At 70.6% G+C, this 19,865-nt stretch carries 18 protein-coding genes and 1 tRNA gene; 16 read left to right on the plus strand and 3 right to left on the minus strand.

The window, feature by feature from the left end:
- Position 1: 1 nt before the first annotated feature.
- The gene (locus ABIC29_RS08215; RefSeq protein WP_354244216.1) at positions 2-1,654 is read right to left on the minus strand and encodes an ABC transporter substrate-binding protein; all 1,653 of its coding nucleotides are present in this window, start codon (positions 1,652-1,654) and stop codon (positions 2-4) included.
- A gap of 92 nt (positions 1,655-1,746) precedes the next feature.
- Here ABIC29_RS08215 and ABIC29_RS08220 point away from each other — a divergent pair, with 92 nt between their 5' ends.
- The 5 genes from ABIC29_RS08220 (at position 1,747) to ndk (ending at position 8,327) form a co-directional block, all read left to right on the plus strand.
- Positions 1,747-2,406: a TetR/AcrR family transcriptional regulator gene (locus ABIC29_RS08220; RefSeq protein WP_116081668.1), complete on the plus strand. Its 660-nt coding sequence runs from the start codon at positions 1,747-1,749 to the stop codon at positions 2,404-2,406.
- A gap of 293 nt (positions 2,407-2,699) precedes the next feature.
- Complete coding sequence (gene ileS / locus ABIC29_RS08225) at positions 2,700-6,008, plus strand: isoleucine--tRNA ligase (protein ID WP_354244219.1); 3,309 nt, start codon at positions 2,700-2,702, stop codon at positions 6,006-6,008.
- A complete protein-coding gene (locus tag ABIC29_RS08230; RefSeq protein ID WP_354244222.1) occupies positions 6,005-7,444 on the plus strand; it encodes a bifunctional folylpolyglutamate synthase/dihydrofolate synthase in 1,440 nt (479 codons plus the stop codon). The genes ileS and ABIC29_RS08230 overlap by 4 nt, the downstream gene beginning before the upstream one ends.
- Positions 7,441-7,908: a DUF4233 domain-containing protein gene (locus ABIC29_RS08235; RefSeq protein ID WP_158551795.1), complete on the plus strand. Its 468-nt coding sequence runs from the start codon at positions 7,441-7,443 to the stop codon at positions 7,906-7,908. The genes ABIC29_RS08230 and ABIC29_RS08235 overlap by 4 nt, the downstream gene beginning before the upstream one ends.
- Complete coding sequence (ndk, locus tag ABIC29_RS08240; protein ID WP_067876282.1) at positions 7,905-8,327, plus strand: nucleoside-diphosphate kinase; 423 nt, start codon at positions 7,905-7,907, stop codon at positions 8,325-8,327. Before ABIC29_RS08235 ends, ndk begins: the two co-directional genes overlap by 4 nt.
- A 144-nt stretch (positions 8,328-8,471) precedes the next feature.
- Here the strand turns inward: ndk and ABIC29_RS08245 are convergent, their stop codons facing one another.
- A complete protein-coding gene (locus tag ABIC29_RS08245; protein WP_116081672.1) occupies positions 8,472-9,098 on the minus strand; it encodes a vitamin K epoxide reductase family protein in 627 nt (208 codons plus the stop codon).
- Positions 9,099-9,373: 275 nt separating this feature from the next.
- Between ABIC29_RS08245 and ABIC29_RS08250 the strand changes: the two genes are divergently transcribed.
- Entirely contained in the window at positions 9,374-12,172 is a 2,799-nt protein-coding gene (locus tag ABIC29_RS08250; protein ID WP_354244226.1) for an Rne/Rng family ribonuclease, read from the plus strand.
- 33 nt (positions 12,173-12,205) lie between these two features.
- Here the strand turns inward: ABIC29_RS08250 and ABIC29_RS08255 are convergent, their stop codons facing one another.
- Positions 12,206-12,496 (minus strand): DUF4031 domain-containing protein, encoded by a 291-nt coding sequence (locus ABIC29_RS08255; protein WP_116081674.1) that lies wholly within the window; start codon positions 12,494-12,496, stop codon positions 12,206-12,208.
- Positions 12,497-12,727: 231 nt separating this feature from the next.
- Between ABIC29_RS08255 and rplU the strand changes: the two genes are divergently transcribed.
- The 10 genes from rplU to ABIC29_RS08305 all read left to right on the plus strand — a co-directional run bounded on the left by rplU (position 12,728) and on the right by ABIC29_RS08305 (position 19,843).
- Entirely contained in the window at positions 12,728-13,036 is a 309-nt protein-coding gene (gene rplU, locus ABIC29_RS08260; protein WP_074401007.1) for a 50S ribosomal protein L21, read from the plus strand.
- A gap of 28 nt (positions 13,037-13,064) precedes the next feature.
- The gene (gene rpmA / locus ABIC29_RS08265; RefSeq protein WP_055857715.1) at positions 13,065-13,322 is read left to right on the plus strand and encodes a 50S ribosomal protein L27; all 258 of its coding nucleotides are present in this window, start codon (positions 13,065-13,067) and stop codon (positions 13,320-13,322) included.
- A gap of 70 nt (positions 13,323-13,392) precedes the next feature.
- Positions 13,393-14,982, plus strand: coding sequence for a GTPase ObgE (obgE, locus tag ABIC29_RS08270; protein ID WP_116081675.1), 1,590 nt, complete (start codon positions 13,393-13,395; stop codon positions 14,980-14,982).
- A complete protein-coding gene (proB, locus tag ABIC29_RS08275) occupies positions 14,979-15,818 on the plus strand; it encodes a glutamate 5-kinase (protein WP_354244231.1) in 840 nt (279 codons plus the stop codon). The genes obgE and proB overlap by 4 nt, the downstream gene beginning before the upstream one ends.
- Before the next feature lie 9 nt (positions 15,819-15,827).
- Positions 15,828-17,096 (plus strand): glutamate-5-semialdehyde dehydrogenase, encoded by a 1,269-nt coding sequence (locus tag ABIC29_RS08280; protein WP_116081677.1) that lies wholly within the window; start codon positions 15,828-15,830, stop codon positions 17,094-17,096.
- 63 nt (positions 17,097-17,159) lie between these two features.
- Positions 17,160-17,378: a hypothetical protein gene (locus tag ABIC29_RS08285; protein ID WP_354244234.1), complete on the plus strand. Its 219-nt coding sequence runs from the start codon at positions 17,160-17,162 to the stop codon at positions 17,376-17,378.
- A 55-nt stretch (positions 17,379-17,433) separates the two neighbouring features.
- Entirely contained in the window at positions 17,434-17,997 is a 564-nt protein-coding gene (gene nadD / locus ABIC29_RS08290; protein ID WP_502915466.1) for a nicotinate-nucleotide adenylyltransferase, read from the plus strand.
- Positions 17,994-19,253, plus strand: a complete 1,260-nt coding sequence (locus ABIC29_RS08295) for a hypothetical protein (RefSeq protein ID WP_354244237.1) — start codon at positions 17,994-17,996, stop codon at positions 19,251-19,253. Before nadD ends, ABIC29_RS08295 begins: the two co-directional genes overlap by 4 nt.
- A 34-nt stretch (positions 19,254-19,287) precedes the next feature.
- Positions 19,288-19,656, plus strand: coding sequence for a ribosome silencing factor (gene rsfS, locus ABIC29_RS08300; RefSeq protein WP_116081680.1), 369 nt, complete (start codon positions 19,288-19,290; stop codon positions 19,654-19,656).
- A 111-nt stretch (positions 19,657-19,767) separates the two neighbouring features.
- Positions 19,768-19,843, plus strand: a tRNA-Ala gene (locus tag ABIC29_RS08305).
- Positions 19,844-19,865: the final 22 nt, after the last annotated feature.

Consider the following 19,865-nt stretch of genomic DNA (forward strand, 5'->3'; position numbering starts at 1 on the left):
CTCAGTCTGCCAGCCAGGCGTCGGCGAAGGTCGGCGTCGACACGGTCGGCATCGCACGCACGCCCTGGAGCTTCGGCGAGTGAAGGAAGTGGTTCTGCTGGTCGTAGAGCGGCAGCGCGTAGAACCCGCCGAGGATGATCTGCTGCGCCTGCTCGTACAGCGCCGCCCGCGCGTCGGGGTCGGACTCGGATGCCGCGTCGGTGAGCAGCGCGTCGAGCTCGGGGTCGTTCAGCTGGGCGAGGTTGGCGAAGTAGCCGCTCGGCGCCGGCGTGATGGAGTCGGAGTGGTAGAGGATCCGCAGCACGTCGGGGCCGACCTTCGTGTACGGGGCGCTGACGGCCTCGTACTCGTTCGTGAAGAGCGCGCCGTACCAGCCGGAGAGGTCGAGCGGCTCGAGCTGCACGTCGAAGCCGGCCTCCTTCGCGGTCGCCTGGATCTGCTCGAAGAGCGACTGCTCGGCGGGGATCGACTGGTTCGTCGAGACGGGGAAGCGCACGGTCAGGGGCACGCCGTCCTTCACGCGGATGCCGCGGTCGTCGCGCTCGGACCAACCGGCCTCGTCGAGCAGGGCGTTCGCCTCGCCGAGGTCGGTGACGAACAGCGAATCGTCGGAGTAGGCGAGAGGCTCGACGCTGGAGAGCACGGAGGAGGAGCGCTCGGCGGTGCCGAAGAAGAGCGCGTCGATGCCGTCGTTCACGTCGGCCGCGCGGATGAACGCCTCGCGCACGCGCACGTCGTCGAACGGCGCCTGCCCGGAGTTCAGCTCGATGCGGTTCGATGCGCCGGGGCGCGGGGCGTCGATCTCGACGAGCTCGCCGGACTGCTCCGCCTGGTCGAGGGTGTCGGGCTGGGCGTTGTCGATGATGTCGACCTCACCCGCCTGCAGCGCCGCGTAGCGCGAGGCGGAGTCGGGGATGAAGCGCCACTCGATGCCGTCGAGGTAGGCGGCGCCGTCGTGCGCGCGGTCGGCCGGACCGGTGGTGAAGTCGTCGTTGCGCACGAGCGAGACGTGATCCTGCGGAACCCACTCGTCGACGATGAACGGGCCGGTGCCGATGGGCGCGAGGCAGTTCTCCTCCATGCCGCGGGCGATGCCGGCGGGGGACTCGATGGCGTTCCAGGGCTGGGTCAGCGACTCGAGCAGGGCGCTGTCGGGCGCGCTGAGGTGGAATCGGGCGACCGTGTCGCTCACGACCTCGACCGAGTCGACCTTGCCGAGGGCGAGGTAGCCGGTCGAGGACTGCGTGTCGGGGTTCTTCAGGTGCTCGACGTTGACCTTCACGGCCTCGGCGTCGAACGGCGTGCCGTCGGTGAACTCGACGTCGTCGCGCAGCGTGAAGTCCCACGTCAGCCCGTCGTCGCTCGACGTCCACCCGGTCGCCAGCCACGGGATGACCTCGCCCGATGCGTCGAGCGAGACGAGCGACTCGAGGAACTGCCCGGCGATGAGCGCCTGCGGGTAGTTGCCGCCGACGTGCGGGTCGAGGCAGCTGGGCTCGCCGTCGCCCGAGGCGTAGACGAGGGTGCCGCCGGTGACGGGATCGCCGGATGCCTCGGGCGAGTCGCCCGCCGGCGTGCAGCCTGCGAGCACGAGCGCGCTCGCCGCCGCGAGGGCGGCGACGGGCAGGATGCGGATGGTTCGACGCGACGTCATGCGGACGTGACTCCTCTGGGTGATGCGGAGGGGGAACGGATGCTGCGGGGGAGGCGGACGACCGGTTTCGGTACTGAGTCCATAATGAGTCTATGACGGATTCCGACGACCGCGGCACGAACGCCCGAACCGAGGCGCCGCGGTCGCGGGGCGGCCGTCCGCGCGCGTCATCGCGGCGCACGCTCGAGGATGCCGCGAGCGAGCTGTTCCTCGAGCAGGGCTATGCGGGCACGACGATCGACCAGATCGCACAGCGTGCCGGCGTCGGCCGCAACACGTTCTTCAACTACTTCGCCGCGAAGTCCGACCTGCTCTGGCTCGACGTCGACGACACGATCGCGGCCCTGCCCGGGATCCTCGACGCCACGCCAGTGGGGATCGACCCCTCGGCCGCGCTCGAGCATGCCGTCACGGCGCTCGCGGCGCGGCATCCGCATGGCGCGGTTCCGATCGCGCTGAGCCAGCGCGAGCCGATGGCCACGCACGACGAATTCCTTGCGGCGGGACTCAGCCGCTTCCTCCTCGTCGCCCATGCCCTCGCCGGGTTCCTCGCCGCCCGCGCCGACGATGGGGTCGACGCGACGATCGTCCGGGTGGCCGCGAACGCCGTGACCGCGGCCGCGGCGACGGCCGCGGGAGCATGGGCGCTCGCCGGCGTCGAGCGGGGCGACCTCGCCGCCGACGTCGGTCGCGCGATCGCGCCGGTGTGCCGCGGCTTCGCGCCGCAGCTCGACCCGAAGCCGCCGGCCTGAGCCCGGCACCTGGCGCGCGGGCGCGCTCACCTCCGGCGGAGTGGCCCATCGCGACGCTGCGACGCGTACAATCGTGGAATCGACATCGATCCGGCCATCACCGGGGAGTCTTCGGAAGAACGCGAACGGATGCCTCGGCCGCCGCTCGTCACTAGAGCCGAACGGGTCGGCCCGTCACAGCCGTTCGAGAGGTCGCGCGACTCCGTTCGCGCGACAAGCGAGGTGGTACCGCGGCGGAGGCTCGACGAGCAGACGGCGTCCTCGTGGAAGCATCCGTCACCCAAGGAGCCCGCGTGTACCCGCGTACCCCCGACGAGAACGGCGTCGCCCCGTCGCCCGACTTCCCCGCAGGCGAGCGCGACGTGCTCGCGTACTGGAATGCCGACGGCACGTTCCAGGCGTCGATCGACCAGCGCGAGGGATCGCCGGAGTGGGTCTTCTACGACGGCCCCCCGTTCGCGAACGGCCTGCCGCACTACGGCCACCTCCTCACCGGCTACGCGAAGGACGTCTTCCCGCGGTTCCAGACCATGCGCGGCAAGCAGGTGCACCGCCGCTTCGGCTGGGACACCCACGGCCTGCCCGCCGAGCTCGAGGCCGAGCGCCAGCTCGGCATCACCGACAAGGTGCAGATCGAGGAGATGGGCATCGCGGCCTTCAACGAGGCCGCGCGTTCGTCCGTGCTCCGGTACACCAAGGAGTGGCAGGAGTACGTCACGCGTTCGGCGCGCTGGGTCGACTTCGACAACGACTACAAGACGCTCGACACGACCTACATGGAATCCGTGATCTGGGCGTTCAAGCAGCTGCACGAGAAGGGCCTCGCCTACGAGGGCCACCGCGTGTTGCCGTACTGCTGGCGCGACCAGACGCCGCTCTCGAACCACGAACTCCGCATGGACGACGACGTCTACAAGATGCGTCAGGACCAGACCGTCACCGTGACGTTCCCGCTCACCGGCGCCAAGGCCGAGTCGCTCGGCCTCACCGCCGTGCGCGCCCTCGCCTGGACGACGACCCCCTGGACCCTTCCCACGAACTTCGCCCTCGCCGTCGGACCCGACATCGAGTACGCCGTCGTCCCCGCGGGCCCGAACGGCACGCCCGACGCGACGGTGCTGCGCGAGAAGGCCGAAGGCGGGGCCTCCGACACCGAGGTCCTCGGTGCCGAGTACCTCATCGCCGAAGACCTGCTCGCGGGCTACGCGAAGGACCTCGGCTACGAGTCGGCCGCCGACGCGCGGGCCGCGATCTCGCGCACCGTTCGCGGTGCGGAACTCGAGGGCGTCACCTACGACCGGCTCTTCGACTACTACGCCGACGTCCAGGAGTACGGGCTGCAGAACGCCTGGCAGATCCTCGTCGCCGACTACGTCACCACGGAAGACGGCACCGGCATCGTGCACCAGGCGCCCGCCTACGGCGAAGAGGACCAGAAGGTCGGCGAGGCCGCCGGCATCCCGGTCATCCTCTCCCTCGACGAGGGCGGCCGCTTCAAGGCCGAGGTGACGGATGTCGCGGGCGAGCTGTGGAGCGACGCGAACAAGCCGCTCACGCAGCTGCTCAAGGCCGAGGGGCGCCTGCTGCGCCAGGCGAGCTACGAGCACTCGTACCCGCACTGCTGGCGCTGCCGCAACCCGCTGATCTACAAGGCGGTCTCGAGCTGGTTCATCCGGGTCCCCGAGTTCCGCGACCGCATGGGCGAGCTGAACCAGGAGATCACCTGGGTCCCCGAGAACGTCAAGGACGGACAGTTCGGCAAGTGGGTGGCCGGCGCGCGCGACTGGTCGGTCAGCCGCAACCGCTACTTCGGCTCGCCGATCCCCGTCTGGAAGAGCGACGACCCCGAGTCCCCGCGCGTCGACGTGTACGGCTCGCTCGAGGAGATCGAGCGCGACTTCGGACGCCTGCCGCTGAACGCGGCGGGCGAGCCCGACCTGCACCGGCCGTACATCGACGACCTGACGCGACCGAACCCCGACGACCCCACCGGCCGTTCGACGATGCGTCGCATCCCCGACGTGCTCGACGTGTGGTTCGACTCCGGCTCGATGCCGTTCGCGCAGGTGCACTACCCGTTCGAGAACCGCGAGTGGTTCGACACGCACCACCCCGCCGACTTCATCGTCGAGTACATCGGCCAGACCCGCGGCTGGTTCTACGTCATGCACGTGCTGTCGACTGCGCTGTTCGACCGCCCTGCGTACAAGAACGTCATCAGCCACGGCATCGTGCTCGGCAGCGACGGGCAGAAGATGTCCAAGTCGCTGCGCAACTACCCCGACGTGTCCGAGGTCTTCGATCGCGACGGCTCCGACGCGATGCGCTGGTTCCTGATGTCGAGCTCGGTGCTGCGCGGCGGCAACCTCATCGTCACCGAGGAGGGCATCCGCGAGGGCGTCCGCCAGGTGATGCTGCCGCTCTGGAGCACGTGGTACTTCTTCTCGCTCTACGCCAACACCGCGCGCGAGGGCGGTTACGAGGCATCCGCTCGCACCACGTCGACCGACGTGCTCGACCGGTACCTGTTCGCGAAGCTGCGCGACCTCGTCGCCGAGGTGACCGCCGACCTCGAGAACCTCGACTCGACCCTCGCGTCCGCGAAGCTCCGCGACTTCGCCGACGTGCTCACGAACTGGTACGTGCGTCGTTCGCGCGACCGGTTCTGGGCGGGCGTCGCCGAAGACACGACCGAGAGTGAGGCGTTCGACACCCTGTACACGGTGCTCGAGACGTTCACGCGCCTCGCTGCGCCACTGCTGCCGCTCACGTCCGAGCAGGTCTGGCGCGGGCTCACCGGGGGTCGCAGCGTGCACCTGACCGACTGGCCCGATGCCGCGCAGTTCCCCGCCGACGACGCGCTCGTCGCCGCCATGGACGCCGTCCGCGAGATCAGCGGCTCGGTGCTCGCGCTCCGCAAGCAGGCCGGTCGCCGCGTGCGGCTTCCGCTCGCCTCGCTCACGGTCGTGACGACGGATGCCGCGGCGCTGGCGCCCTTTGAGGCGATCCTGCGCGACGAACTGAACGTCAAGTCGGTCTCGCTCGTCGAGCTCGACGCCTCGAGCGCCGAGGCCTACGGCGTGACCAAGCGGCTCAGCGTCAATGCCCGCGCGGCCGGGCCCCGCCTGGGCAAGACCGTGCAGCAGGCGATCCAGGCGGCCCGCTCGGGCGACTGGACGGTCGACGGCGAAGTGGTCGTCGCCGGCGGCATCGCGCTCGAGGCCGGCGAGTACGACCTCGTGCTCGAGGCCGGGGGAGCCGGCGAGGGCTCGCGCGCGCTCGCGCTCCTCGCCGACGGCGGCTTCGCGATCCTCGACACCGCGACCACGCCAGAGCTCGAGTCCGAGGGCATCGCCCGCGACCTGGTCCGTGCCGTGCAGGAGGCCCGCAAGGGCGCAGGGCTCGAGGTGGGCGACCGCATCGCCCTGACGCTGACGCTCGACGCCGCATCACTCGCGGCGGCCGAGACCCACCGCGACCTCATCACGGGGGAGACCCTCGCCGTCTCGCTCGCGCTCGTCGAGCTCGACGACGTCGCGGCCGCGGAGATCGCCCCCCTCGCCGGAGGCACGAAGGCGGCCATCGGATTGGAGCAGGCATGACCGACGCACCCGACCAGATCCCCGAGCCCGAAGAGGGCGCCGCCGAGAGCCGGGCCGAGCAGGCCGAGGCCTTCGACGAGTTCGACGCCGACGCGCGCGACGCGGCCGACGCCGTCTACGCGGCGCTCCTCGAGCGCGTCGGCGAAGGCGCCCCGCGTCCGCGGCTCGAACCGACGAGGCGGGCCGTCGAGCTGCTCGGCGACCCGCACCGCTCGGCGCCCGTGATCCACCTCACCGGCACCAACGGCAAGACCTCGACGAGCCGGATGATCGAGAGCCTGCTGCGCGCCTCCGGGCTGCGCACCGGCCTCCTCACGAGCCCGCACCTCGAACGGTTCACCGAGCGCATCCGCATCGACGGCGAGTCGGTGCGCGATGAGGTGCTGGCCCGCAACTGGGAGGAGATCGAGCCGTTCATCGCGATCGTCGACGCCGAGCTCGAGGGCGCCGGCGAGTCGCCGCTGACGTTCTTCGAGGCGTTCACGGTGCTCGCCTTCGCCTGCTTCGCCGACGCACCCGTCGACGTCATGGTGCTCGAGGTCGGCATGGGCGGCGAGTGGGACTCCACGAACGTCGCCGACGGCCAGGTCGCCGTCATCACGCCCATCGACCTCGACCACCAGAGCAGGCTCGGCAACGACGTCGTCGAGATCGCGCGCACGAAGTCGGGCATCATCAAGCCGTCGGCGTCCGTCGTCAGCGCGCGGCAGCACGACGACGTGCTGAAGGTGCTCGAGAACGCCGCCGACCTCACCGAGTCGACGCTCGCCGTCGAGGACGACGCGTTCGCGGTCATCTCCACGACGGTCGCGGTCGGCGGGCAGCTCGTCTCGATCCGGGGACTCGCCGGGTCGTACCACGACATCGCGCTGCCGCTCTTCGGCAGCCACCAGGCCCAGAACGCGGCCGTCGCGGTCGCCGCCGTCGAGGCGTTCATCGGCAGCGGCAGCGTCCGGCTCGCCGATGAGGTCGTGGAGACCGGCCTGGGAGCCGTCACGTCGCCCGGCCGACTGCAGATCGTCGGCTCGGGCCCGACCGTGATCGTCGACGCCGCGCACAACCCGCACGGCGCCAGGTCGCTCGTGGCCTCGCTCGGCGAGGCGTTCGACTTCGACGAGCTCGTGGTCGTGCTCGGCGTGCTCGGCGACAAGGACGCGGCCGGCATCGTCGAGGTGCTCGCCGGCCTCGACGCGCGGTTCATCGTCACGAACCCCGACTCCGATCGGGCCACCGACGCCGACGCCCTCGCGGGCATCGTCGCCGACAAGGTGGGCGCCGAGCGCGTCACCGTGCTCGAACGGCTCGACGACGCCCTCGACGAGGCGCGCGACTGGGCGACCGATGGCGAGAAGCGCGCCGTCGTCGTCACCGGTTCGGTCGTGCTCGTCGGCGACGCGATCGCGATCGCCGCCGATCGCGGATGGAACGAGCGATGAGCGACCTCCCCGTCGACCCCTCGGCGCCGGGCGACGAGTCGCCGGCCGGGGCGCAGACGGCGGCCGCGGCATCCGCCCCTCGATCCGTGCGCGCCAGCCTCGCGTCGATCGTGCTCGGATTCGAGCTGATCGTGGTGTTCCTCGCGAGCCTGGTGATCTGGGGCCTCACGCCCGACGACGGCGGTGCGTTCGGACTGCCCCGCTGGGCCTCGCTCGTCGCCGGTGGCGTCGTCCTCGTCCTCATGATCGCCACGATCGGCCTGCTGCGCCACCGCTGGGCGTACGCGCTCGGCTGGGTCGTGCAGGCGCTCATCCTCCTCGCCGGCCTCCTGAACCCCGGGATGTTCTTCATCGGAGCACTCTTCGGCGGCATCTGGGCCTACTGCATGATCGTCGGCGAACGCATCGACCGAGAGAAGGCGGCCGCAGTGGTCGCCTCCCGAACAGAACAGGAACACGAATGACCACCGCAATCGAAGAGACCCTCGTCCTCGTCAAGCCCGACGGTGTCGCCCGCAACCTGACCGGCGAGATCCTGCGCCGCATCGAGGCCAAGGGGTACTCGCTGGTCGACATCCGCCTCGTGCAGGCCGATCGCGAGCTCCTCGCGAAGCACTACGCCGAGCACGAGGGCAAGCCGTTCTACGAGCCGCTCGTCGAGTTCATGGAGTCCGGCCCGGTCGTCGCGATCCGCGTCGCCGGCAACCGCGTGATCGAGGGCTTCCGCTCGCTCGCCGGCACCACCGACCCGACCACGGCCGCCCCAGGCACCATCCGCGGCGACTTCGGCCGCGACTGGGGCCTCAAGGTGCAGCAGAACCTCGTGCACGGCTCCGACTCGGTCGAGTCCGCCGAGCGCGAGCTGTCGCTCTGGTTCGCCTGACCCTCGACCCGGCCTGCCTGATCGGCCGCGGATGACGGATGCCGCGTCGACGCACCTCGTGCCGACGCGGCATCCGTCATTCCGCCAGGCGTTCAGCGCAGAACCGGTATCGGCCCGACCTGTTCGGCGCGGACTCCCGCGGGATCAGCGCCAGAAGTTCTGCAGGTCGATGATGACGCGCGGGATCGCGTTCATCTGCGCCTGGGCGATGAGGATCACGACGGCGTAGCAGACGACCGTGATGACGGGGATCCAGCCGTACCACCCGGCGGCGAGCCGCTGCACACGTGCCGATACGGGAATATGCCCCGCACGGAGGTTGTGCAGGGTCACGAGCCAGAAGGCCGGAATCGTCACGGCCCACGTGAGCATGCACCAGGGGCAGAGCACGTCGAGCACGTAGACGCTCTGGAAGATCAGCCAGCCGACGAAGGCCAGTGCGCCGGCGACGCCGACGTTGAAGGCGATCCAGAACCAGCGCGAGAACGTCGCACCGGCCAGCAGCGCCACGCCGACGGTGATCACCACCGGCCAGGCCATCATGCCGATGAAGGGATTCGGGAACCCGAAGACCGAGCCCTGCCACGATGCGAGGTTCGTGCTGCAGCCCACGAGCACGCCGACGTTGCAGTTCGGGATGTGGCCCGGATCCTCGAGGGTGAGCACCTTCTCGAGGGAGAGTTCCCATGCCGCGAGGAGCCCGAGCGCTCCGAGGACGATGAGGCTGATGGCGAGCCCGATGGGCTTCGGGCGAGCGGGGGCATCCGACATGTGTCGATTCTCACATGGCGAATCGGACGGTTCGTCGCCGGTCGTGCGATAATCGAGGAAGTCGACCGGGCCCCGCCCGGAAACGGCGACAGACGAACTTCCCGGATGCCGCGCATCCGATTGAGCGGTGAGACGCACCGCAAGACGTGGCGACAAGGCAAACCTGCCGGTCGCCGGTGACGAGAATTGACGGTTCTGCGCACGACGCGGAGCCGCACGAGAGAGTACGGAAGGGATGGCGCGGCCGTCCCGACCGGTGTAGGAGTGCACCAGAGATGGTGGAAGGCAACGAGCACCAGACGAACCGATCCGATCCGAAGGGCGCGCCCAAGCGGCGCGGTGGCCTGTTCGGCGGTCGACGCGGCCGTGGTCGCGGCGCCCAGCAGGCGCCCGAGGCGCAGGTCGCGACCCCAGAGGTCGACGAGGCCGTCACCCGGCCGACCGAGGCCTCGGTCGAGGCTCCGGCGCCGGTGGCCGCCGCCGAGCACCACGCGGGTCGCCACGTGGCGTCCTCCGAGGAGGCCGGCCAGGACGCCCCGGCCGACGCGAACGATGCCGCGGTCGTCGACGAGACCGAGGAGGCCGCTCCCGTGGACTCGCCGATCCCGTCGAACCTCACGACCACATCGCTGATCTTCCACGCGCCGCCCGTGCTCGTGACGTCCGACCGCCCCGAGCGGCCCGAACGCGGCGAGCGGCCCGAACGGGGCGACCGGCCCGAACGCGGCGACCGGCCCGAACGCGGCGAGTTCGCCGGGGGAGACCGCGACGACGAGGGGTCGAGCGTCCGACGCCGCACCCGACGCCGCACGGGCGAGGAGCCGCGGTCGACCGGCGACCAGCCGGCCAACACGGTCGTCAAGGTGCGCACGCCGCGCGAGCCCGAGCTCATCACCGAGCCGCAGCGCGTGAAGGGATCCACCCGCCTCGAGGCGAAGAAGCAGCGCCGCCGCGACGGCCGCGACGCCGGTCGCCGGCGCACGATCATCACCGAGTCCGAGTTCCTCGCCCGCCGCGAGTCCGTCGACCGCTCGATGATCGTGCGGGAGAAGAGCGGCCGCATCCAGATCGGCGTGCTCGAGGACGGCGTGCTCGTCGAGCACTACGTCGCGCGCAATCAGGACGCCTCGCTCATCGGCAACGTCTACCTCGGCCGCGTCCAGAACGTGCTGCCGAGCATGGAGGCCGCGTTCGTCGACATCGGCCGCGGCCGAAACGCCGTGCTGTACTCGGGCGAGGTCGACTGGGACGCCGCGGCCGAGAACGGCGAGAAGAACCAGCCGCGCCGCATCGAGCTCGCGCTCAAGCCCGGCGACCGCGTCCTCGTGCAGGTCACGAAGGACCCCGTCGGCCACAAGGGCGCGCGCCTGACGAGCCAGATCTCCCTGCCTGGCCGCTACCTCGTGTACGTGCCGAACGGCTCCATGAACGGCATCAGCCGCAAGCTCCCCGACACCGAGCGCGCTCGCCTGAAGAAGATCCTCAAGGAGGTGCTGCCCGAGAACCAGGGCGTGATCGTGCGCACCGCCGCCGAGGGCGCCACCGAGGAGCAGCTCACCCTCGACGTCAACCGCCTGCTCGCGCAGTGGGCCGACATCTCGACCCAGCTCGAGAAGGCGCAGGCGCCGTCGCTCCTGCACTCGGAGCCCGACCTGCTCATCAAGATCGTCCGCGACGTCTTCAACGAGGACTTCCAGAAGATGATCATCGAGGGCGATGAGGCGCGCGGCACGATCGAGCGCTACCTCAGGGCGGTCGCGCCCGACCTCCTCGAGCGCGTCGAGGCCTACGACGGCGACCGCGACTCGTTCGACGCGTTCCGCATCAGCGAGCAGATCGAGAAGGCGCTCGACCGCAAGGTCTGGCTGCCGTCCGGTGGATCCCTCGTCATCGACCGCACCGAGGCGATGACCGTCGTCGACGTCAACACGGGCAAGTTCGTCGGCTCCGGCGGCAACCTCGAGGAGACGGTCACGAAGAACAACCTCGAGGCCGCTGAAGAGATCGTGCGCCAGCTTCGCCTGCGCGACATCGGCGGCATCATCGTCGTCGACTTCATCGACATGGTGCTCGAGTCCAACCGCGACCTCGTGCTGCGGCGACTCATCGAGTGCCTGTCGCGCGACCGCACGAAGCACCAGGTCGCCGAGGTCACCTCGCTCGGACTCGTGCAGATGACCCGCAAGAAGCTGGGCCTCGGCCTCCTCGAGACCTTCAGCGAGCCGTGCGAGGTCTGCGCGGGTCGCGGCATCGTCGTGCACCACGAGCCGATCTTCAAGCATCGCGGCACCGGCGCCCCGCAGCAGCAGCAGCAGCCCGAGCGTCGTCGCGGCGGACGGAGCGGCGCGCCGAACACGGGCGGCGGCAACACGGGCGGCAACGGCGGCGGCCAGCACTCGACGCCGACCGAGCCCAAGGCGCACACCGGAACCCACGCCATCACCGAAGACGTCAAGCACGCCCTCGCGCAGATCGCGGCCTCGACGATCCCGCACGCCGAGCACCACGAGGGCGAGGCGCCGGTCCCCGCGACCGACGGTGCATCCACGACCGCGCCGGCCGCCGAGTCGAAGGCCGGCGACGAGCCCGCGAGTGGCGCCCGTCAGGGCCGACGTCGTGGCCGTGGTCGGCGCGCATCGCGCGAGCAGACCTCCGCTGCGGCATCCGAGCCCACGGGTTCGCCGGCGACGACCGCCGAGGCGACATCGGATGCCGGAGCCGACGCCGCACCCGCGGCGCCTGCGCCCTCGACGCCCGAGCACGTCGTGCCCGACACCGCGACGATCGAGCGTCCGGCGGCAGAGGCGGAGCCGATCGCCGCCGTGGCCGCGATCCTCGACCTGCCGGTGGTCGCCGCTCCGCGCACCCGCCCCGAGCCTGCGGCTGACACCGCCGACCTGCTCGACTCGGTGCTCGACGCGCTGCCGGCTCCGAAGAAGGCGGGCGAGGGGCGTTCGCGCAGTCGTCGCGTCTCGACGGCGGCGCTCTCGCCCGCGGGCGGCGCTCCGGTCATCACGCGCGCCGACGGCTCAGGCGCCGACGCGCCCGATGGCGACGAGCACGCAGCCGGCTGAGTCCGGTTCGAACGGAACGGGTCCGGGTCGACGTCAGTCGGTCCGGGCCCGTCGTCGTTCACGTCGTTCACGCGGCGTCACGCGCAGCCCGCTCGCAGCGAGCCGACGCACGAGCTCGCGGGGCTCGACGGGCTCAGCACCGGCGGCGACGAGTTCGTCGAAGCGCTCGACGGGCACGTCGTAGTGGTCGAGGTCGAAGGCACGCGAGGGGAGCCCGGCCGAATCGGCGAACGCCCTGAGCTCGGCGATCGACTCGTCGCTGACCAGGTGCGCCCACACCGTGCCGTGCTTCGGCCAGAGCGGCGTGTCGATGAGCACGGTCATGCAGAAGATCCTAGGCGGGCGCACGCGCGACGCGCCGGTGGCCGCTCGTTTGACCGAGTCGCATCCATCCGGTAAACTCGACCGTTGGTGCCGCCGCTTATCACGGTGCGCCCCCATGCAGTTCGACTGCAACGTTTTCTGGCATGACCCTCCTTCCCGCTGGGGTCCCGCGCAGTGACACCCCATCAGACAGTCGGAACCCCCGTGGTTCCCCAGAGATAGGTACGAGTAGTGGTTTACGCAGTAGTGCGCGCCGGCGGTCGGCAGGAGAAGGTCGAAGTTGGCACCATCGTGACGATGGACCGCATCAAGGCTGACAAGGACGGCAACGTCCAGCTCGCCGCGGTGCTCCTCGTCGACGGCGAGAACATCACCTCCGACGCCAAGTCGCTTGCCAAGGTCACGGTCACGGCCGAGGTTCTCAACGACCTCCGCGGCCCGAAGATCGTGATCCAGAAGTTCAAGAACAAGACCGGCTACAAGAAGCGCCAGGGCCACCGTCAGGAGCTCACGCGCGTCAAGGTCACCGGCATCAAGTAGCAGCAGCGGCTCGCAAGGAGAATCAGACATGGCACACAAAAAGGGAGCGAGCTCCACTCGCAACGGTCGTGACTCGAACGCGCAGCGCCTCGGCGTGAAGCGCTTCGGCGGCCAGGTCGTCAGCGCGGGCGAGATCCTCGTTCGTCAGCGCGGCACCCACTTCCACCCGGGCGCGGGTGTCGGTCGCGGTGGCGACGACACGCTGTTCGCACTCGAGGCAGGCTCGGTGCAGTTCGGCACCAAGGGCGGCCGCAAGGTGGTCAACATCGTGGCGGCCGGCGAATAGTCGACCGACAGGTTTTCGTGAGGGCGGGCTTCGGCTCGCCCTCACGTGTTTCTAGAGAAAGGCACGTCGCATGGTCAGCTTCGTCGATGAGGTGACGCTGTTCGTGCGCGCCGGACACGGCGGCAACGGATGCGTCTCGGTTCGCCGGGAGAAGTTCAAGCCGCTCGCAGGGCCCGACGGCGGCAACGGCGGTGGCGGTGGCGACATCACCCTCGTCGCCGACCCGCAGGTCACCACCCTGCTCGCCTACCACGGCCGTCCGCACCGCTCCAGCGGCAACGGTCAGCCCGGCATGGGCGACCACCGCGCGGGTGCGGCGGGTGAGCCGCTCGAGCTCCCCGTGCCGGTCGGCACGGTCGTCAAGGACGCCGACGGCACCGAGCTGATCGACCTCACCGAGCCGGGCATGCGCTTCGTCGTCGCCCCCGGCGGGCAGGGCGGCCTCGGCAACGCATCGCTGGCGACGAACAAGCGCAAGGCCCCCGGCTTCGCGCTGCTCGGAACGCTCGGCTACGAGGGCGAGGTCAAGCTCGAGCTGAAGTCCATCGCGGATGTCGCACTCGTCGGGTTCCCTTCGGCCGGCAAGTCCAGCCTCATCGCTGCGATGTCGGCGGCACGGCCGAAGATCGCCGACTACCCGTTCACGACACTGCATCCGAACCTCGGCGTCGTCGAGGCGGGCGACCACCGCTTCACGGTCGCCGACGTGCCCGGGCTCATCGAGGGCGCGAGCGAGGGCAAGGGCCTGGGGCTCGAGTTCCTGCGCCACGTCGAGCGCTGCTCGGCACTGCTGCACGTCATCGACTGTGCGACGCTCGAGCCCGGCCGCGACCCGCTCAGCGACCTCGACGTGATCCTGGCCGAGCTCGCCGCCTACCCGGTGCCCGAGGGCCAGACTCCGCTCCTCGAGCGTCCGCAGCTCGTCGCCCTCAACAAGATCGACGTGCCAGAGGCACGCGACCTCGCCGACCTCGTCAAGCCCGACTTCGAGGCCCGCGGATTCACGGTGTTCGAGATCTCGACGGTCAGCCACGAGGGCCTCCGCCAGCTCGGCTTCGCGCTCGGCTCGCTCGTCGATGAAGAGCGCAAGGCCGCCGCGGCGGCAGCCGTCGTCGAGGGCCCGCGCATCGTCATGCGCCCGAAGCCCGTGAACGAGGTCGACTACGTCGTCAAGCCCGAGGGCGGCAGCTACGGCACCATCTACCGGGTGCTCGGCGGCAAGCCCGAACGCTGGGTGCAGCAGACCGACTTCACGAATGACGAGGCCGTCGGCTTCCTGGCCGACCGCCTGGCCCGCCTCGGCGTCGAGGACGCCCTCGTGCGTGCAGGTGCGGTCGCCGGCTCGACCGTCGTCATCGGCCCCGGCACCGGCGTCGTGTTCGACTGGGAGCCCACGCTCACCTCGACGGCCGAGCTCATCACGGCGCCGCGAGGCACCGACGTGCGCCTCGACGAGAACCGTCGGGCCACCCGCGCAGAGCGTCGAAGCGACTACCACGAGCGCATGGATGCCAAGGCCGAGGCGCGTGCCGAGCTCGACCGCGAGCGCGAAGCCGGCCTCTGGGCCGACGACGCCGAGTCCGGAGAGCCCGTCTCGCCCATCGAGTCGGTCGACGCCGCGGCGCCGACCACCGCGTCGGAGGCGGAGGACGACCGGTGACGGTTCGCTCGCGCGCCGACATCCCGACGGCACAGCGCATCGTCGTCAAGGTCGGCTCCTCGTCGATCAGCGGTGAGAACGCCGGGCAGATCGCCCCGCTGGTCGACGCGCTCGCGGCCGCGCACGAGCGCGGCACCGAGGTCGTGCTCGTCTCCTCGGGGGCCATCGCCACGGGCATGCCGTACCTGAAGCTCGACGAGCGCCCCACGGATCTCGCGACGCAGCAGGCCGCGGCATCCGTGGGCCAGAACCTCCTGGTCGTTCGCTACCAGGACGCGCTCGACCGGTACGGCATCATCGCCGGCCAGGTGCTGCTCACCGCGGGCGACCTCGAGAACGTGACGCCCCGGTCGAACGCGCAGCGTGCCATGGACCGGCTGCTCGCGCTGCGCATCCTGCCGATCGTGAACGAGAACGACACCGTCGCGACGCACGAGATCCGGTTCGGCGACAACGACCGCCTCGCCGCGCTCGTCGCCGAACTGATCGGCGCCGACCTGCTCGTGCTCCTCTCCGACGTCGACGCGCTCTACACGAGGCCGCCGCACCTCGACGGCGCCGAGCGCATCGATCACGTGCCGTTCGGCGACGAGCTCGCGGGCATCGAGATCGGCTCGATCGGTCGTGCCGGGGTCGGCACCGGGGGAGCGGAGACCAAGGTCTCGGCCGCCCGCATCGCCGCCGGATCCGGAGCCGCCGTGCTCATCACCGCGACGACGCTCGTCGCCGACGCCCTGGCCGGTGCGCACATCGGCACCTGGTTCGACGCGGCCCCCGAGACGCCGGCCGGGGCCCTCGAACGTCACACGGCCGACGTGGCGGCACCGCTCGCCTAGGCTTGGCCCATGGACCAGCCCGACCTCGACGCGACCGTGATCGATGCCCGGCTCGCCGCCGCGAAAGAGGCGTCGTATCGCCTCGCCCGCGCGACGACCGCCGAGAAGGACGCCGCCCTCGAGCGCATCGCATCCGACCTCCGTGCTCGGGCGGCCGAGGTGATCGAGGCCAACGCGCTCGACCTCGAGGCGGGGCGCGGGGCCGGCCTCAGCACCGGGCTCCTCGACCGCCTCGCGCTCGACGTTCCGCGCATCGACGCCCTCGCCGATGCCGTGCTCGACGTCATCGGCCTCACCGATCCCGTCGGCGAGACCCTCACGGGCCGCACGCTTCCGAGCGGCGTCCGCATCGATCAGGTGCGCGTGCCGCTGGGCGTGGTCGGCGCCATCTACGAGGCGCGTCCGAACGTCACGATCGACATCGCCGTGCTCGCGCTGAAGAGCGGCAACGCCGTCGTGCTGCGGGGCGGCACCGCTGCCGAGCAGACCAATCGGGTGCTCGTCGACGTGCTGCGCGGGGCACTCGACGCCGTCGGCCTGCCGTCCGAGGCGGTGCAGACCGTCGACGACTTCGGTCGGGCGGGGGCGCGCCACCTCATGCAGGCCCGGGACTACGTCGACGTGCTCATTCCGCGGGGGAGTGCCGGCCTCATCCGTGCCGTCGTCGACGAGGCGCGCGTGCCCGTCATCGAGACCGGCGCGGGCGTCGTGCACATGTTCCTCGATGCATCGGCGCCCGAGCAGTGGGCCATCGAGCTCGTGCACAACGCGAAGGTGCAGCGCCCGAGCGTCTGCAACGCCCTCGAGACCCTGCTCGTGCACCAGGACGCCGCCGGGCGGCTGCTGCCCGCCGTGCTCGACCGCCTGGTCGACGCCGGGGTCACCATCCACGCCGACGAGCGGACGCGAGCGATCCGCCCCGACTCGCTGCCCGTCACCGACGAGGACTTCGCCACCGAGCACATGAGCCTCGACATCTCCGTCGCCGTCGTCGACTCCCTCGATGACGCGCTGGAGCACATCCGGCGCTTCTCGACGAAGCACACCGAGTCGATCGTCACGAACGACCTCTCGAACGCCGAGCGGTTCCTCAACGAGGTCGACTCGGCGGCCGTCATGGTGAACGCGTCGACGCGCTTCACCGATGGGGCGGAGTTCGGCTTCGGCGCCGAGGTCGGCATCTCGACCCAGAAGCTGCACGCGCGGGGCCCGATGGGCCTGCCCGAGCTCACGAGCACGAAGTGGATCGTGCGGGGCGCCGGGCATGTGCGCGCGTGACCTCGCCGACGCGACCTCGCTAGACTGGCACGAGCAACACTGCAGGCTTCGAAAGGAACACGAATGAGCGTCACGAGCACGGTGCTGACCGGCATCCTCACCTCCGAGTCAGTCCACGCGCGCGAACTGCCGATCGAATCCTGGGCCTACGGACTCATCGCGCTGATCATCTTCGCGGTGCTCGCATTCGTGACCGCGTCGTACCGCGACGTCGCCAACCGCCACCGTGCGAAGGCCGAGGCCTATGCCGCGCGCCACGGCGCAGAGCACGGCGGGCACTGAGCGAGGTCTGCGCACCGTGACCGGAGGTGAGCAGCGCCGACCCCGAGTCGGCGTGATGGGCGGCACGTTCGATCCCATCCACCATGGTCACCTCGTCGCAGCCAGCGAGGTCGCGCAGTCGCTCGGGCTCGATGAGGTCGTGTTCGTGCCGACCGGGCAGCCGAGCTACAAGTCGAATGTCACGCAGGCCGAGCATCGGTACCTGATGACCGTCATCGCGACCGCATCGAACCCGCGCTTCACGGTGAGCCGGGTCGACATCGACCGCGCGAAGCCGACGTTCACGATCGACACCCTTCGAGATCTCCGACGAGAGCGTGCCGACGCCGACCTGTACTTCATCACCGGTGCAGACGCGATCGCGCAGATCCTGTCCTGGAAGGATGTCGCGGAGTTGTGGGACCTCGCACATTTCGTGGCTGTGAGTCGGCCGGGACATGTGCTCTCCGTTAGCGGATTGCCGGAGCAAGACGTAAGCTTGCTCGAAGTCCCGGCACTGGCGATCTCATCGACCGACTGCCGGGAACGGGTGCGCCGGGGTTTCCCGGTGTGGTACTTGGTGCCTGATGGGGTCGTCCAGTACATCTCCAAGCACCATCTCTATCGGAGTGTCGCATGACGTCGTCGCAGGAACCACAGCTGACGCGCCGCGAGATGCGCGAGCGCGAACGCCTGCAGGAGCAGGCCACCATTCCGCCGACCCCGATTCCCGAGTCGCAGCCCCAGGCATCGCCGATTCCGCAGCCGCCCGCGGTTCCCGTGACGCCGGCTCCCGCACCGGCGCAGGTTCCCGTGACGCCGGCTCCCGCACCGGCGCAGGTTCCCGCGTACAGCGCTCCCGCATCGGCCGTCGGGGCCGCGCGCCCCGCCCCGGGCGCACCGTATGGCGGCGCGACGCAGGCGGCTCCGCTCTTCCCGGCGCCCGCGCAGCAGCCGGCCGCTCCTCCGTCGGCATTCGCCCCAGCCCCGGCCGTTCCGCCCGCAGCGCAGGCTCCGGCTCCCACGTCGTTCCCGGGCGCAGCGCAGGCTGCTCCAGCAGTGCAGGCGCCGGCGTCCCAGGCCTCGCCGTCCCAGCCCTCGCCGCAGCAGCCCTCCGCCGCGCGTCAGAGCGCGACACCGGAGCGCACGCTCACCCGCCGCGAGCTGCGCGCGATGCTCGGCTCCGACGCTCCGGCCGACGCCGATGAGCTCGACGATCTCGATCAGGAGATCGCCGGCGCTTCGGCCATGGACGCCCCGCGTCCTCCGGCGGCATTCGCACCGGGCCCCGCGCCGCAGGGCTTCCCGTCACCGCAGCCGTCGACCTCGCCGCCCGAGCCGCCGACGCGCCAGCCCCTGCCGCACCAGGCCGAAGCCGCCGCCTTCGCCGAGCAGCCGTCCGCCCCATCGAAGCCGGTCGGCCACTGGACCGCGCAGCTCGACGCCCCGGTCGAGCAGCCGCAGCCGTACGACCAGATGCTCTCGCGCGGCGGTGTCGGCCGAGGCGTGCCGACCACGACGAACGCCCTCATCCTCCCGTCGCTGCCCGATCACGCCGGCATCCCGGCGCCGCTCGCGAACAACGGCAACGGCGAGGTCATCGTCACCGGGTCCATCGACCTTCCGCGCAGCTACGGCGCCACCGGCGTGCACCCGAGCCAGATCGACTCGTCAGAGGTCGACCGGCTCTTCGACCAGGTCGAGGACGGCGCCGGCGTCGGGGCCCCCGTGTCGGCCACCAGGGCCATCAGCACCCAGAGCGCGAGCAAGGCCGTCGTCGCCCCGCCCTCGAAGGAGGGCATGAACGTGCCCCTCGTCCTCGCCGTGACGGCAGGTGTGCTCGCCCTCGGTGTCGTCGGCACGCTCGTCGTGGGCGCCCTCACGGGCCTCTTCTGATTTCGAATCCGCATCAACGACCGGAAATGAGCGAATGACCGCATCCGACCAGGCACTCGACGCCCTCGCCCGCGCGGCCCGCGCGGCAGATTCCAAGGGCGGTGACGACCTCGTCGCGCTCGATGTCTCCGGACCCCTGCCGTTCACCGACGTGTTCCTCCTCGTGAACGGAAACTCCGAGCGCAACGTCATCGCGATCGCCGACGAGGTCGAGGACACCCTGCGCGAGGCCGGCGTCGCGACGCTCCGTCGCGAGGGCCACAGCACGGGCCGATGGATCCTGCTCGACTTCGGCGATCTCGTCGTGCACGTCTTCCACCCCGAAGATCGCCTCTACTACGGTCTCGAGCGGCTGTGGCTGGACTGCCCGGCGGTGCCGGTGGCACCCCTTCTGGCCGGCTGAACGGGCGCCCAGTCGACCGAGAATCCCTCAATTTCATTTGGGACCGGGGGCTGGTGTAAGCTCAAACCATCGCCTGAAACACGGCGAGAACGGGTCAGTGAGAACTGATACGGGTCTGTGGCGCAGCTGGTAGCGCACCTGCATGGCATGCAGGGGGTCAGGGGTTCGAGTCCCCTCAGATCCACCACGAAGCCCCGATGAACGCGAGT

Origin of the sequence: Agromyces sp. PvR057, assembly GCF_040547485.1 — a bacterium.
Classification (GTDB): domain Bacteria; phylum Actinomycetota; class Actinomycetes; order Actinomycetales; family Microbacteriaceae; genus Agromyces.